We start from the raw sequence: 13,331 nt of genomic DNA, 5'->3' as shown, positions 1-13,331 counted from the left end.
TCGGCAGAGCACAGCCGACGGCTGGCGCGCCTATTCAGTCCTGTTCGACTGCCTGAGCCAGTTCGTAAGCGACGTCTTCGCGTTGGTACAGGTCGCCGACATAGCGGCTGACGGTACCGCCATGCTCGATAATCAACGTCGGCGTGGCCAGCAATTTGGATTCGAGCGCGCGTTCGGGTTCGCGTAATACATCGACCACCTCGAAACGCAGGCCGGATGACTGTGCCTGCGCACCCAGCGCTGCCTCGACCGCACGCCGCGCCCGCCGCGAGCTGGGCGAATCGCCGGCGACAAACAACCGTACCCGAGGATGGGTCTGCGTCGGCTCGACGTCACAGTTAACCGGCTGCACTTCGCTCATGACGGCCACTCATCGGAAAACCGGCGATCGTTGGCATCCGCGCCGCGGCTGCGCAGCAGGCGTCCCCGATCCTGTACGCGCTGCTCGAGATGGTCCTGGGCGTGGCGCTCGAGCTGTTCGAGATCGACGCGCTGCTGATCGAGCTTGCGCGTGAGGGTGGCGATCTGCTCGCTGGTATCGGCGATCTCGTTTTCCACGCGCTGACGATCGCGTTCGTAGCGATGCTGTTCACTGCGCCGGCGCGCGGCGGCGTCCTGTTCTTCGCGCAGGCGCGCCGAGCCCATCAGCATCTCGCCGCTGGCGATATACACATCGGCCAGACTCGGCCCGCTGTCGTCGAGCGTGAGTTCGCGTATCTGATTGGAATGGTTGATACCCCGCGCCTTGATTACCGACAACGCGCGATTGCGCTCGCCCTCATCGACGCGATAACTCACGCCGATCCATACATCGACGATATTGGCGAGATGGCTTTCCATATCCGAGCTCGGCGTCCGCGACGACGACAGCGCGGTGACATAAAACGTAGTACCGCTGGCCTTGGCGAGATCGAGCAGCCGATCACTGACATCGACCGCCATCTCCAGGCCGCCAGCCTTGACCAGCGCCGAGATCGGGTCGACCACGATATGCGCCGGCGCGAACTCGCGAATCGCGTGATGGATATCGATATAGTGCGCTTCGGCACTCGTCGCGCCCGCGAGGATGCCGTGGATCTGCAACAAGCCGCTGTCCACATAGGGACGCAGGTCGATACCCACCGACAGCAAATCCTCGACGATCTGATCGCCTGCCTCGTCGAAACTCACATAGAGCACACGCTCGCCGCGCTCGGCCATCTCGCGCGCGAAACAGGCGGCAAGACTGGTCTTGGCTGCGCCCGGCGGCCCGGACACGAGCACACTGTTGCCACGGATCAACCCGCCACGAAGCATGGTATCCAGCCGATCGAGGCCGGTGCCCAGACGCTCGTCGAACACCTTGGCGGTCAATGGGTAGTTTTCTCGTTCGGCAACGAGCACGCCGCTGCTGCGAATCACGAACGGCATTTCCGCGCTGCTGCTCTGGCCGCCGCGCAGCTTGACCACCCGCAGCGTGCGCGCAAACGTGCGCTTGTGGGCGACGTTGCTGAGTTCGATCACGCAATCGGCGACATAAGGCATATCGCGAAAATGCGTACCGCCGGTGGTATCGGGGTGATCGAGCTTGGCGGTCATGATCACCGCCACGCCACAGCCCGTGAGCCAGTGCTTGAGCCGGAACAGTTCGCGCATCGCCGCCACGCGGTCGCCGAGCGTACCCAGCAGCGCATCGAGGCCATCGATGAGTACCCAGCGCGCGCCGGTCTGTTTGACCTTGGCTTCGATAGCGGCCAGCAGACCGGAAATATCGAAAGCGCCGGCATTATAGAACTCGTCCTCGACACGGGCAGCCATCAGATGGATCTTGTCGTCCACGGTCTCGGCCAGGCCCCAGTCGAACGAGACATGGTTTTCGACCAGTTCGTCCGGGCCTTCTTCGAAACCCACAGCCACGCCGGGCAGCCCCTCGCGCGCGCTGTTGACCAGTATTTCCAGCGCGAGCACGGTCTTGCCCACGCCGGTACCGCCGTACAACAGGGTCAGGCGTCGATCGGGCAAGCCACCGCCGAGCAAGGCGTCCAGGCCTTCGACACCGGTCGCCAGGCGCGGCGTGGCTACGAGTTCTCGCTTCGCCACTACGTCTATTCCTTGCTCAGTTGAGTTGGTTCACTCGCCAGCGTGCCGGTTTCGTTGCCCAGCGGCAACACCTCGTGATTGCTCAGCAGCCATTCCAGATCGTCTGCGGCCAGCGGCAGGCTGTAGAGATAACCCTGGGCCTCTTCGCAATGCCAATGGCGCAGCCATTTTCGCTGTTCGAGGGTTTCCACGCCTTCGGCGGTTACGCGGATGCCCAGGCTGCGAGCCATGGCCACGATCGTGCGGGTGATGGTGAGATCGCCCTTTTCGCCAGGGATGCCGTCGACGAAGGATTTGTCGACCTTGAGATAGGTGATCGGGAACCGGCGCAGATAGCTCAACGACGAATAGCCGGTACCGAAATCGTCGAGCGCGACCGCAACACCCAGCGCCTGCAGGGCATGCAGCGTATCCAGGGTCGCGCCGGCCTGTTCCATGAGCACCGTTTCGGTGATCTCGAGTTCCAGATGACGTCCGTCCAGGCCGGTTTGTTCGAGCACGGCCGCGATCTGGGCGACAAGATCGGTCTGGCGGAACTGGCGCGCGGACAGATTCACCGCCACGCGCAAATGGTCGTAGCCCTGGGCGTGCAGACGCTGAAGCTGCTGGCAGGCCTGGCGTAATACCCATTCACCGACTTCCAGAATCAGCCCGGTTTCCTCGGCGATCGGCACGAAATCGCTCGGCGATACCATGCCCAGCTCGTCGCTTTGCCAGCGCAGCAGTGCCTCGATGCCGGTGACCCGCCCGCTGGTGACATCCACGAACGGCTGGTAATACACATGTAGCTCGTCGCGTTCGAGCGCGCGATGCAGGTTGTTGCGCAGCTGCAGCATCCAGTGCGCGTTGGCATCCATCTCGGGCCGATAGAACACATAGCGGCCGTGCCCCTGACGCTTGGCGCGATACATCGCCATGTCAGCATTACGCAGCAACGTGGTCAGGTCCTGACTGTCGTCGGGGTAACAGCTGATGCCGATACTGGCGGTCGTGAACACCGTCTGGTCGCCCAGCGTCAACGGCACCCGCAGCTTTTCCTGGATGCGGGTGGCCACATAGGCGGCATCTTCCGGCTTGGAAATCGAGTCGAGCAGAATCACGAATTCATCGCCGCCCTGACGCGCGACGATATCGGTCTTGCTGACGGCATTGCGCAAGCGGTCGGCGACATGGCAGAGCAGCTCGTCGCCCAACGCATGGCCAAGCGAATCGTTGACCGCCTTGAAACCGTCCAGATCGAGAAACAACAGGGCCAGGTGCCGGCCATCGCGGGCCACCGCGATACGCGCGAGTTCGGCACGTTTTTCGATCAGCGTGCGATTGGCCAGACCGGTGAGCGTATCGTAATGGGCGAGATACTCGATGCGTGCTTCATACGCCTTGTCGGCGCTCAGATCCCGAAACACGGCCACGAACAGCCGATCGCCATCCTTATCGGCACGATCGAGCGCGGTGATCTTGACGTAGGCCGGGTAATACTCGCCGGCGCGGCGGCGGCTATTCATCTCTCCCGCCCACCCCTGACCGGCTTCCAGTCCGGCAAGCAGATCAAGCAGAAAGCTCTCCTCGTGATGCGAATCGCGCAACTGCAATGGCTGGCCGAGGGCTTCGGCTTCGGTATAACCGGTGATACGCGTATAAGCCGGATTCAGCGCGCGAATACGCGCCTCGGCATCGAGCAGTACCGCGGCCTCGTCCATATGCTCGATCGCGGTGCGAGCAGCACGCGCACGATCGTCGGTCCGCCGCGCCTGGGTGGCGATCCGGCTCAAGGCGAGACTGGCCACACGCCCGTGATCGGCATGCTCGGACCAGCGCACATGCAGTTGTGCTGCCAATTGCGCGCCATCGCCTGTATACAGCGTCACGGCAACGGCCTTGTTGGGCGCGGCGGCGATCACGGAGAGAACCTGGCTGGCGTGCTGCAACCAGTCATCGACCGCCAGCGCTTGCAACTGTTCGCGTTGCCGGCCGAGCATCCGACAGGCCGCCGGATTGGCTGCGATGATCGTGCCCGTGGCCTGCACCAGTAAAAGCGCTGCCGGGCTGTGCTCGGCCAGATAATGGTAATCGTTCATGCGCTAGCCGATTCCCCGCAGCCGACGTCGTATTGAAATCCGAACGCTTGCAGCACGTTCGATAGAAGTTAATGCACGAAACCGTGCCAACGCCCTGCCGACCCGGTTACTTTCTGCGCACGTTACAGATGTTGCGCGTGCTTGCCACGGTAATCTTCATCTCCCCGTCGGCGTTGGCAGTGGGCCGCAATCGCGATGCGCGCCTGTACTCATTATTACCCATACCGACATTGCGCGATATTGCCGGCATACGCCAGCAACAATGCAACAACGCCTAGCATCGCGCCGACGAACATGGGGCATTCGCGCCAGGCATCGAGCGTGGCCAATCAGCCATGCCATGCGCACCCTGGCCCATGACGGCTCTACGGCCTTGTTAACCCGGCATAAACACAGAAGATTTTCGAGTTGGATGCGCACATGCGAGCGCTTGCGCGGCGCGGCCGAAGACCGCGAAGCCACTGAACAACGAACAACCGGCCAGGTGCGGTCGTTCGTTTTCCAATGGCGTTGAAAACAGCGGTCCAAGTCAGCTGTTTTGGTGTCGAATCGATTAAGAACAGGCGTATCCGCGCCTGGCGGTCATGGCGCAGGGGGCGGCGCCGGGTAGAACGCCGCCCCTGCCCGGGCGCTAGCCTAGCCGTTCGATGACTGCGTCGGTGAAGCGCTCGGTGGTGGCGTTGCCACCCAGATCCGGGGTCACCCGATCATGCTCGGCGACCACCGACCGCACCGCGCGACGCAGGCGATTGGCGTTTTCGGCCTGGTCGACATGCTCGAGCATGAGCGCCGCGGCCAGAATCACCGACGTGGGGTTGGCGATGCCCTTGCCAGCGATATCCGGCGCGCTGCCGTGCACGGCTTCGAACATGGCACAGCTTTCGCCGATATTCGCGCCGGGCGCCAGGCCCAGGCCGCCGATCAGCCCGGCACACAGATCCGAGAGAATATCGCCGAACAGATTGGTGGTAACGATGACGTCGAAGCGCTCGGGATGCATGACCAGCTTCATCGCGCAGGCGTCGACGATCACCTCGTCGTGCTCGATATCGTCGTACTCTTCCGAGATCTGGCGCCCGACCTCCAGAAACAAACCGGAGGTAGATTTCATGATGTTGGCCTTATGCGCCAGCGTGACCTTGCGCCGACCGCGCGCACGCGCCATATCGAAGGCGAAACGGATGATGCGCTCGCATTCGGAGCGGGTGATCACCGACAGCGCCTCGGCACGGTTGCCATCCTCGGAGACCTTCTGGCCCTGGCCGGAATACATGCCACCGGTGTTTTCGCGCACGGTGATGATGTCGAGATTGTTGTAGCGCGACTGCGTGCCGGGCATCGACAGCGTCGGCCGGACATTGGCATAGAGATCGAAATGCTTGCGCATGGCCACATTGACCGAGCGATACCCCTTGCCGGATGGCGTGGTGACCGGGCCCTTGAGTACCAGCCCCGTACGCTCGATGGACTTGAGTGCAGACTCCGGCATGACGTCGACCTCGCCCGCGTCGAGCGCGGCCTGGCCGACGATGACCTCTTCGTAGTCGAAACCGGTATCCAGACGGTCGAGCACGCGCAGTGCCGCGTTGACGATGTCCGGGCCGATGCCGTCGCCCTTGATGACTGTGACCGGCGTCTTGCTCATGTCGATTCCTCTAGATTGCTAAATAGGCTGGCGCGACGCACCGCCACCCGGCGGCGCGCCTTCGGGAGACGTATGCTGCTGAGCTCATCCTAGGGCGTGTCGCGGTTTCATGCGAGCGCGGCGCCTGAACCCTGCGCATTGTTACGGTTGGCGCAAGCGCGCACTGCGCGGCAGAATTGCCGTCTGCCGCGCGCACCCTGCGCGTTGTTTCGTTTTCAACCGAGCTCGCCATGCGCTTTAAAGCAACCCCTACGATCCGTTTGCTGCTCTTTGCGCTGGCAACACTGGGGCTGATGCTGGCCACGGCCGCGCCCGCCCAGGACTATGCCGACGATGGCAACCGACCACCGGTGGACCTGGTGGTGGTGATGAAGGCCAATCGCGTGCTGTATCTGTATGCCGACGGCGAACTGGTCGATCAGTTTCCGATCGCGCTCGGCAAGAATCCTGTCGGCACAAAGCGTCAGCGCGGTGACAACCGCACGCCTGAAGGCTTTTACCGGTTGGACTGGCGCAATCCGGACAGCATCTTCCACCGCTCGATCCATATTTCGTATCCGAACGAGCGCGACCGTCGCGATGCCGCCGCCCGCGGCACCGATCCGGGCGATCTGATCATGATCCACGGCCAGCCGGACTACGACGATCGCGAGCGCGAGGGCGACTGGACCAACGGCTGTATCGCGGTTTCCAACGAAGCGATCGATACGATCTGGGAGCGCGTGAGCGATGGTACGCGGATTCATATTTATCCCTGATCGCAACGCGTACCCGGCATCGGGCGGCGTTGCGGCCCGGTCATGACCGAACACGCACCGCGCGACCCGAACCGCCTGCCCGCGGCCAAACAACGCGCGCTCGCGCGGGCACGGCGTGTCGAATGGCTGACTCTGGTATTGCGTATCACGGCGGTGGGCGCGCTGTATCTCGCGCTGGGCACGACCCAGTCACTCACCGCCATCTGGTTGAAAAGCCTGTGGGCGTTGTTGCCGCCCGTGGCGTTTCTGGTGGCCTGTCGGGTCGAGCGCCTGCCGCCCCGGCCGCGTTTTCCCTACGGGTTTTATCGTGCCGGCACCATCGCCTTTCTCAGCGGCGCGCTGGCGCTATCGGCCATGGGCCTGTTTCTGCTGTATGTCGGCTTGCGCGGCCTGATCGAGCTCAAGCATCCGGCCCTTCAGAGCTGGTGGCAAACACCGATCTGGCACTGGGGCGGCTGGCCGGTGCTCGCCGCGCTGGCCTACAGCATGCTCGTACCGGTGATTGCCGGGCGCTCGCGCCAGCGTCTGGCGATCGATTTGCACGACAAGGGCCTGTATGCGGATGCGACCATGGGCCGGGCGAGCTGGCTGGCTGGCGGCGCGGCCATTGTGGGCGTGCTCGGTATCGGCCTGGGGCTGTGGTGGGCGGATTTCGTGGCCACGCTGATCATCGGCGCCGATATCCTGCGTCACGGCCTGCGCCATCTGCATACCGCCGTGTGCGATCTCATCGACGAGGTGCCGCGCAAGCTCGGCACCAGCGAAGTCGATCCCTTGAGCCAGCAACTGCGCGATCATCTCGAAGCGCTGGACTGGGTCGCCGAAGCCCGGGTACGCCTGCGCGAGGAAGGCCGGCGCCTGACCGGTATTGCCTTTGTCTGCCCACACCCGCAAACGCACGACGTGCTTGAGCGCTTCGAACGCGCACGCCGCGATATCGAGTCACTGGATTGGCGCCTGCTGGATTTCGAACTGGTCCCGGTCAGCGCCGAGCGTTGCGCGAACGCGATTCGTACCGCGCACTAGCCCTGTGCGCGTGCCGCGCTCGTTTGAATTGGTATCGGGCGCTATGATGCGCGTCTTTTGCAGATAAAGGATCCAGGCGTGAAACCCGTGAAGATGAGCCGGATGCTGGCCACCCGGCTGCTGTTCGAAGCCCAGAAACAGCCGGACGCCGAAGTCTGCGGTTTTGTCAGCGAGCGCGCCGGCATGCCGCATGAGATCTATCCGGTCGCCAATGTGGCCGCACAGCCCGCCTGTCGTTTCGAAATGGACCCGGCCGGTCAGATCGACGCGCTCAAGACCATGCGCGAGCGCGGCGAACGCATGCTCGCGATCTATCACTCGCACCCGAGCGCACCGCCCGAGCCCTCGGTCCACGATCTGGAAGGCCTGGGCTATCCGGATGCGCTGTATCTGATCATTTCGCTCAACATCAAGGGCGTACTGGAAATGCGCGCCTGGCAGCGCGAAGACGCCGCCATGCGCGAACGCGTGCTCACGATTCTGGATTGACCCGCCCCGCGCGCGCCTGGCGCTTTGCGCGGCGCGCCCTGCTTTTTTGTAGAATCGCGGGCTGATTCGCTCATCGACCCAACCGGCCTTCGCCCATGCGTCTATCCGCCTTCGCCCTGTCCACTACCAAGGAAACCCCGGCCGATGCCGAAATCGTGTCGCATCAGCTGATGCTGCGTGCCGGCATGATCCGCAAGCTCGGTGCCGGCCTGTATACCTGGACGCCGCTGGGCATGCGGGTATTGCGCAAGGTGGAAAACATCGTGCGCGAGGAAATGGACGCGGCCGGCGCGCTGGAAGTACTCATGCCCGCCGTGCAACCGGCCGAACTCTGGCAGCAGAGCGGGCGCTGGGACGCCATGGGCGATCTCATGCTGCGCATGACCGACCGGCTCGATCGCCAGTACTGTTTCGGCCCGACCCATGAAGAAGTCATCACCGATTACGCCAAGCGCGATATCAGCAGCTACAAGCAGCTGCCGGTGAATTTCTACCAGATCCAGACCAAGTTTCGCGACGAGATCCGGCCGCGTTTCGGCCTGATGCGCGCGCGCGAATTCATCATGAAGGATGCCTACTCCTTTCATATGAACGCCGCGGATCTGGATCGCGAATATCACGTCATGCGCGCCGCCTATGCGCGTATTCTCGATCGCATCGGCCTGGATTACCGCGTGGTCGCGGCGGATTCCGGCGCGATCGGCGGTGCGAAGTCCGAGGAATTCCACGTGCTCGCTCATGCCGGCGAAGACGAACTCGCGGTCGCCGAAAACGGTGGCTATGCCGCTAATATCGAAGCCGCCGTAACGCGGGCCAGCGATACGCCGCGCCCGAGCGCCACCGGCGAGCTGCGCCGTGTGGACACACCCGGTGTCGCCACGATCGCCGAGCTGTGCAGCGCGCTCGATCTGCCGGCCGAGTCCACCGCCAAGGCAATCGTGGTCATGGGCGACGACGAGCGCCCGGTGCTGCTGGTACTGCGCGGCGATCATACGCTCAACGAAATCAAGGCCGAGGGCATCGACGGCATCGCCACGCCGCTTCAATTCGCCGAGGAAGCCGTCATCCGCAAGCATTTCGGCGCCGGCCCGGGCTCGCTCGGCCCGGTGGGTGTCGATGTACGCGTAATCGCTGATTACGCGGTCCAGAACGCCGCCGACATGGCCGTGGGTGCCAACAGCGATGGCGTGCACTTCGTGAACTTCAACTGGGGTCGCGATACGCAGGAGCCGGAATTCGCCGACCTGCGCAATGTGGTGGCGGGTGATCCGAGCCCGGACGGCTCGCCGCTGTCGATTCTGCGCGGCATCGAAGTCGGCCATGTGTTTCAGCTTGGCGACAAGTACAGCCGTGCGCTGGAACTAACCGTACTCGACGAAAACGGCCAGTCCGTGACCCCGCAAATGGGCTGCTACGGCTTTGGCGTATCGCGCATCGTCGCCGCCGCCATCGAGCAGTGCTTCGACGACGCCGGCATTTGCTGGCCCACCGCGATCGCCCCCTTCGAGCTGGTCATCATCCCGATCAAGGCTGATAAGTCGGCGGCGGTGCGTGAGGCCTGCGAAAACCTGTATGCCGAATGCCGTCGGGTGGGCATCGATGTTGCGCTCGACGACCGCGGCCTGCGCCCGGGCCCGATGTTCGCCGATGCCGAGCTCATCGGCATACCGCATCGGGTGGTCGTTTCCGATCGCGGGCTGGAGGCCGGCACGCTCGAATACAAGGGCCGGCGCGACAGCGAAAACAGTCAGATCGAACACAGCGTTGAAGCGCTGCGCCAAAAGTTGGGTCGCTAGGCGCCGATAACGTCGAAGATTGGCCACACGACATGCCGGCGCCGCGCCCGACTCGCGGGCCGCATCGACGGCCGACGAATCCGGGGTAACGGGGAGCGAGTTTGTCCGAGACGTATCCGCAATCGCGTATTCGCCGGTGGCTGGCGCGCATGCTGTGCTGCGCCGCGCTGGGCTGCGCGGTGTTCGCGAGCACGCCCGGGCATGCCGCCGCGGCCCAGCCGGAGACCGTGGACCCGGCACTGCGACGTGCGCTCATGAACGCGGTTCACGATTCGGCCACGTTTTCCAACCGTTTCGAGGCCGAGGTGTGGCTACTGGATATGTCGACCCGCCTGGAGCGGCTCATGCCCGATGTGGGCCGGCGTATGGCTTTGCTCAAGACCGTGCATGCCGAAGCCGCGCGTGCCGGGCTGGACCCGCAGGTCGTGCTATCGCTGATCCAGGTCGAATCCGCCTTTCAACGCTTTGCCGTTTCCTCGGCGGGCGCGATCGGGCTGATGCAGATCATGCCGTTCTGGATCGACGAAATCGGCCGGCCTGACGACAACCTCTTCGATATGCGCACCAACCTGCGTTACGGCTGCACGATTCTGGCCTTCTATCTCGACAAGGAAGATGGCGATCTCACCCGTGCGCTGGCGCGCTACAACGGCAGCCTCGGCCAGTACTGGTATCCCTCGCGGGTGGCCAGTGCGTTGCAGACACGCTGGTACGCCCGCTGATCGCTACGCGGCATTGCGTTGTCGACACGCGCGCCGCAGGATGAGCCGCCCGTTTTCACCCGCCACTGCCATGCGTTTGTACTACAACCCACGCTGTTCGAAATCACGGGCGACCCTGGCGCTGCTCGAAGAGGCCGGGCATACCCCCCAAGTGCGCGATTATCTGAAAAATCCGCCCAGCGCCGCAGAGCTGGGCGCGTTGCTCGATGGGCTGGACAGCCCACCGGCATCGCTGGTGCGCACCGGTGATACGGCGTTTGCAGACAGTGGCTACAGCGCGCAGACGCTCGATCGCGAGCGCGTGCTAAGCCTGTTGCTGGATCAGCCGGCCCTCATGCAACGCCCGGTAATTCAGCTTGGCACACACGCGCTCATCGCACGCCCGCCCGAGCGCGTATTCGAACTTATCGACTCTCGTCAGGACTCCGATTCATGAGCAACGCGCGTTCAAGTAACGAAATTCTCGTGCTCTACTACAGCCGCAACGGCGCCACCGCGGCACTGGCCAATGAAATTGCCCGCGGCGTGGCCCGTGCGAAACCGATGCAGGCGCGTGTACGCACCGTGCCCGAGGTCTCGCCCGATACGCAGGCCAGCGCACCGGCGGTGCCCGAACAAGGCGCGCCCTATGTCAGCCACGACGATCTCGAAGACTGCGCCGGGCTGATCCTGGGCTCGCCCACACGCTTCGGCAACATGGCCGCGCCGCTCAAGCACTTCATCGATACCCTGTCCGGGCAGTGGCTATCGGGTACGCTCGCCGACAAGCCTGGCGCGGTGTTCACCTCCACGGGCAGCCTGCATGGCGGCCAGGAAACCACGCTCACCAGCATGATGTTGCCGCTGCTCCACCACGGCATGTTGATCTTGGGCCTGACCTATACCGCCGACAATCTGCTCGCCGAAACCGACAGCGGCGGCACGCCCTACGGCGCCAGCCACGTGTCCGGCGTCATGGGCGATCACCCGCTGACCGATATCGAACGCCAGCTCGCACGCAATCTGGGCGAGCGCGTGGCCCGAACCGCACTCAAGCTGGGGCAATCGTAATGCGCTGGTCCCGTTATGCCCTGCTGATGGCCGTACTCGGCAATATCGCGTTGATCGCAAGCCTGTTCTGGATTGCCGGTGTTCATACCATGGAACGGCTGCTGCTGGCCTCGATCTTCAGCCTGCCGCTGCTGGCATCGCTCAACGGCCTGGCGCGGGCCCGTATCTATACCGCGGCCTGGGCGTCGATGGCGGCATTGTTCTATATGGCCTATGCGATGGTCGAATATATTTCCGGCAAGCCCAGCCTGGCGGTCGACCTGTGCCTGGGTGCAAGTATCGCCATGTTCGTAGGCACCGTGGTATTCGCCAAATGGGATGCGCGCGAGCGCGAAGCCCAGCGGCGTAGCTCCTAAACCGTTGCTTTGCGACATCCGCGCTTCAAACCCGCTCTCGGTTAGGTATGAAATGCTGCTCACTACGCTCAAGCAGGCAGGTTGTCCGCAAATGAAAGCGAAGACACGCGAATAAGGCGACGGTCCGATTACCCGAACGCCTGAGGGTCTGATGTTCACGCCACATACACACCGCAGACGGGCACCGATGTCGGCGGACGTTTTCAACCGTGCTGTTCGGCGGCTTCGTTCTTAAAGCGGAACCGCAGATTTCGCAGATGACGCAGATTAGAAGAGCGCTGCCTATGCGCCAAGCGCCAACGAACCGCGATAAATCTCTCTTCGATCTGCGTGATCTACGTCGATCTGCGAACCGTTCTTCGCCGCCAACGCCACCCCGCCCAAAAGGCCGATGTAAGCCAATCGCCCGCCACGGCCAAATCATTAAATCTGCGTAATCTGCGGATCACTGCCTTTCGGGAACCATCGCGTAACGCCCTAAAGGCTGTCCACCGACAGACGCCGATGTGGGCGGGCGTTTTCAACCACGCTGTTCGGCGGCTTCGTTGTTAAAGCGGAACCTCAGATTTCCCAGATTACACAGATTGAAAGACCCAAGCCCATGCGCGGGCGAAAACGAACTACCGCCGCCCGGCGTTAGCCGAGGATCTGCTTGACGAATGGAATGGTCAGGCGTCGATGCGCCGCGAGCGAGGCATGATCGAGGGTATCCAGCGCGCGCATAAGCGCCGGCACGTCGCGTGCGCCGTGGCGCAACAGCCAGCGTGCGGTGGCATCCGGCAGGGTCATGCCGCGCTGGGCAGCGCGCTCGACCAGTAGCGCATGCTTGTCGGCATCGTCGAGTTCGGCGGTGGCGATCGCCCCGCCCCAGGCCAGGCGGCTGGCCAGATCGGGCAGCGCCAGACCGATTTCGCCCGGTGGATGGCGATCGGCCGCGAGTAGGCGCCCGCCACGGGCACGCAGGCCGTCGGTCAGACTCAACAGCGCGATCTCGGCATCGCGATCGCCGGCAATCGCGGCAACGTCGTCGATACACACGCAGTCCATATCCTGAAGTCCGGCCAGTAAGGATTCGGCCTGATCGGCGACCTGTTCCAGCGGCACATAAACACTGCGTGCGCCGGCATCGCCCGCCGCGCGACAGGCGGCCTGTAACAGATGCGTCTTGCCGCTGGCCTCGGGGCCGTGTACGAACAGCCGCTCGCTACGCCCGTCGACGATCTGGGCCACCGCCGCGCGTACCGGCGCATTGGTCTCGCCGACAAAGGCATCCAGGGTCGCGCTCTGTGGCAGTTGTACGCCCAGAATCAACTGTGTCGCCATCAGCGCGGC

At 63.5% G+C, this 13,331-nt stretch carries 14 protein-coding genes; 9 read left to right on the top strand and 5 right to left on the bottom strand.

The window, feature by feature from the left end:
- Positions 1 to 34: 34 nt before the first annotated feature.
- Genes T5B8_RS05285 through T5B8_RS05275 form a run of 3 tightly spaced genes read right to left on the bottom strand, consistent with a single transcriptional unit; the run spans position 35 to position 4,157 of the window.
- Positions 35 to 361, bottom strand: a complete 327-nt coding sequence (locus T5B8_RS05285) for a circadian clock KaiB family protein (protein ID WP_353176876.1) — start codon at positions 359 to 361, stop codon at positions 35 to 37.
- Positions 358 to 2,079 carry a circadian clock protein KaiC gene (kaiC, locus tag T5B8_RS05280; protein ID WP_353176875.1) on the bottom strand — a complete coding sequence of 574 codons (1,722 nt, stop codon included), beginning with the start codon at positions 2,077 to 2,079 and terminating at the stop codon, positions 358 to 360. The genes T5B8_RS05285 and kaiC overlap by 4 nt, the downstream gene beginning before the upstream one ends.
- Before the next feature lie 5 nt (positions 2,080 to 2,084).
- Positions 2,085 to 4,157 carry a putative bifunctional diguanylate cyclase/phosphodiesterase gene (locus tag T5B8_RS05275; RefSeq protein ID WP_353176874.1) on the bottom strand — a complete coding sequence of 691 codons (2,073 nt, stop codon included), beginning with the start codon at positions 4,155 to 4,157 and terminating at the stop codon, positions 2,085 to 2,087.
- Positions 4,158 to 4,228: 71 nt separating this feature from the next.
- Here T5B8_RS05275 and T5B8_RS05270 point away from each other — a divergent pair, with 71 nt between their 5' ends.
- Positions 4,229 to 4,435 carry a hypothetical protein gene (locus tag T5B8_RS05270; RefSeq protein WP_353176872.1) on the top strand — a complete coding sequence of 69 codons (207 nt, stop codon included), beginning with the start codon at positions 4,229 to 4,231 and terminating at the stop codon, positions 4,433 to 4,435.
- Positions 4,436 to 4,788: 353 nt separating this feature from the next.
- Here the strand turns inward: T5B8_RS05270 and T5B8_RS05265 are convergent, their stop codons facing one another.
- The gene (locus tag T5B8_RS05265) at positions 4,789 to 5,802 is read right to left on the bottom strand and encodes an isocitrate dehydrogenase (protein WP_353176870.1); all 1,014 of its coding nucleotides are present in this window, start codon (positions 5,800 to 5,802) and stop codon (positions 4,789 to 4,791) included.
- A 230-nt stretch (positions 5,803 to 6,032) separates the two neighbouring features.
- Here T5B8_RS05265 and T5B8_RS05260 point away from each other — a divergent pair, with 230 nt between their 5' ends.
- From T5B8_RS05260 to T5B8_RS05225, 8 genes are all read left to right on the top strand, one after another.
- The gene (locus tag T5B8_RS05260) at positions 6,033 to 6,560 is read left to right on the top strand and encodes a L,D-transpeptidase family protein (protein ID WP_353176868.1); all 528 of its coding nucleotides are present in this window, start codon (positions 6,033 to 6,035) and stop codon (positions 6,558 to 6,560) included.
- Between the two features lie 42 nt (positions 6,561 to 6,602).
- Positions 6,603 to 7,586: a cation efflux transmembrane domain-containing protein gene (locus T5B8_RS05255; protein ID WP_353176866.1), complete on the top strand. Its 984-nt coding sequence runs from the start codon at positions 6,603 to 6,605 to the stop codon at positions 7,584 to 7,586.
- 93 nt (positions 7,587 to 7,679) lie between these two features.
- Positions 7,680 to 8,075, top strand: a complete 396-nt coding sequence (locus T5B8_RS05250; protein ID WP_353176981.1) for a M67 family metallopeptidase — start codon at positions 7,680 to 7,682, stop codon at positions 8,073 to 8,075.
- 95 nt (positions 8,076 to 8,170) lie between these two features.
- Entirely contained in the window at positions 8,171 to 9,871 is a 1,701-nt protein-coding gene (locus T5B8_RS05245; RefSeq protein WP_353176864.1) for a proline--tRNA ligase, read from the top strand.
- A gap of 101 nt (positions 9,872 to 9,972) precedes the next feature.
- Positions 9,973 to 10,593 (top strand): transglycosylase SLT domain-containing protein, encoded by a 621-nt coding sequence (locus T5B8_RS05240; RefSeq protein WP_353176863.1) that lies wholly within the window; start codon positions 9,973 to 9,975, stop codon positions 10,591 to 10,593.
- Positions 10,594 to 10,633: 40 nt separating this feature from the next.
- Positions 10,634 to 11,029, top strand: coding sequence for an arsenate reductase family protein (locus T5B8_RS05235; RefSeq protein WP_353176861.1), 396 nt, complete (start codon positions 10,634 to 10,636; stop codon positions 11,027 to 11,029).
- Positions 11,026 to 11,643 carry an NAD(P)H:quinone oxidoreductase gene (gene wrbA, locus T5B8_RS05230; protein WP_353176860.1) on the top strand — a complete coding sequence of 206 codons (618 nt, stop codon included), beginning with the start codon at positions 11,026 to 11,028 and terminating at the stop codon, positions 11,641 to 11,643. Before T5B8_RS05235 ends, wrbA begins: the two co-directional genes overlap by 4 nt.
- Positions 11,643 to 11,999, top strand: coding sequence for a DUF2069 domain-containing protein (locus T5B8_RS05225; RefSeq protein WP_353176858.1), 357 nt, complete (start codon positions 11,643 to 11,645; stop codon positions 11,997 to 11,999). Before wrbA ends, T5B8_RS05225 begins: the two co-directional genes overlap by 1 nt.
- 636 nt (positions 12,000 to 12,635) lie before the next feature.
- Here the strand turns inward: T5B8_RS05225 and hda are convergent.
- The gene (hda, locus tag T5B8_RS05220) at positions 12,636 to 13,322 is read right to left on the bottom strand and encodes a DnaA regulatory inactivator Hda (protein ID WP_353176856.1); all 687 of its coding nucleotides are present in this window, start codon (positions 13,320 to 13,322) and stop codon (positions 12,636 to 12,638) included.
- Positions 13,323 to 13,331 lie beyond the last annotated feature (9 nt).

Origin of the sequence: Salinisphaera sp. T5B8 (genome assembly GCF_040361255.1) — a bacterium.
Lineage (GTDB): Bacteria > Pseudomonadota > Gammaproteobacteria > Nevskiales > Salinisphaeraceae > Salinisphaera.
The sequence above is the reverse complement of the archived record's forward strand: the minus strand, read 5'-3'. Positions and strand labels throughout refer to the sequence as shown.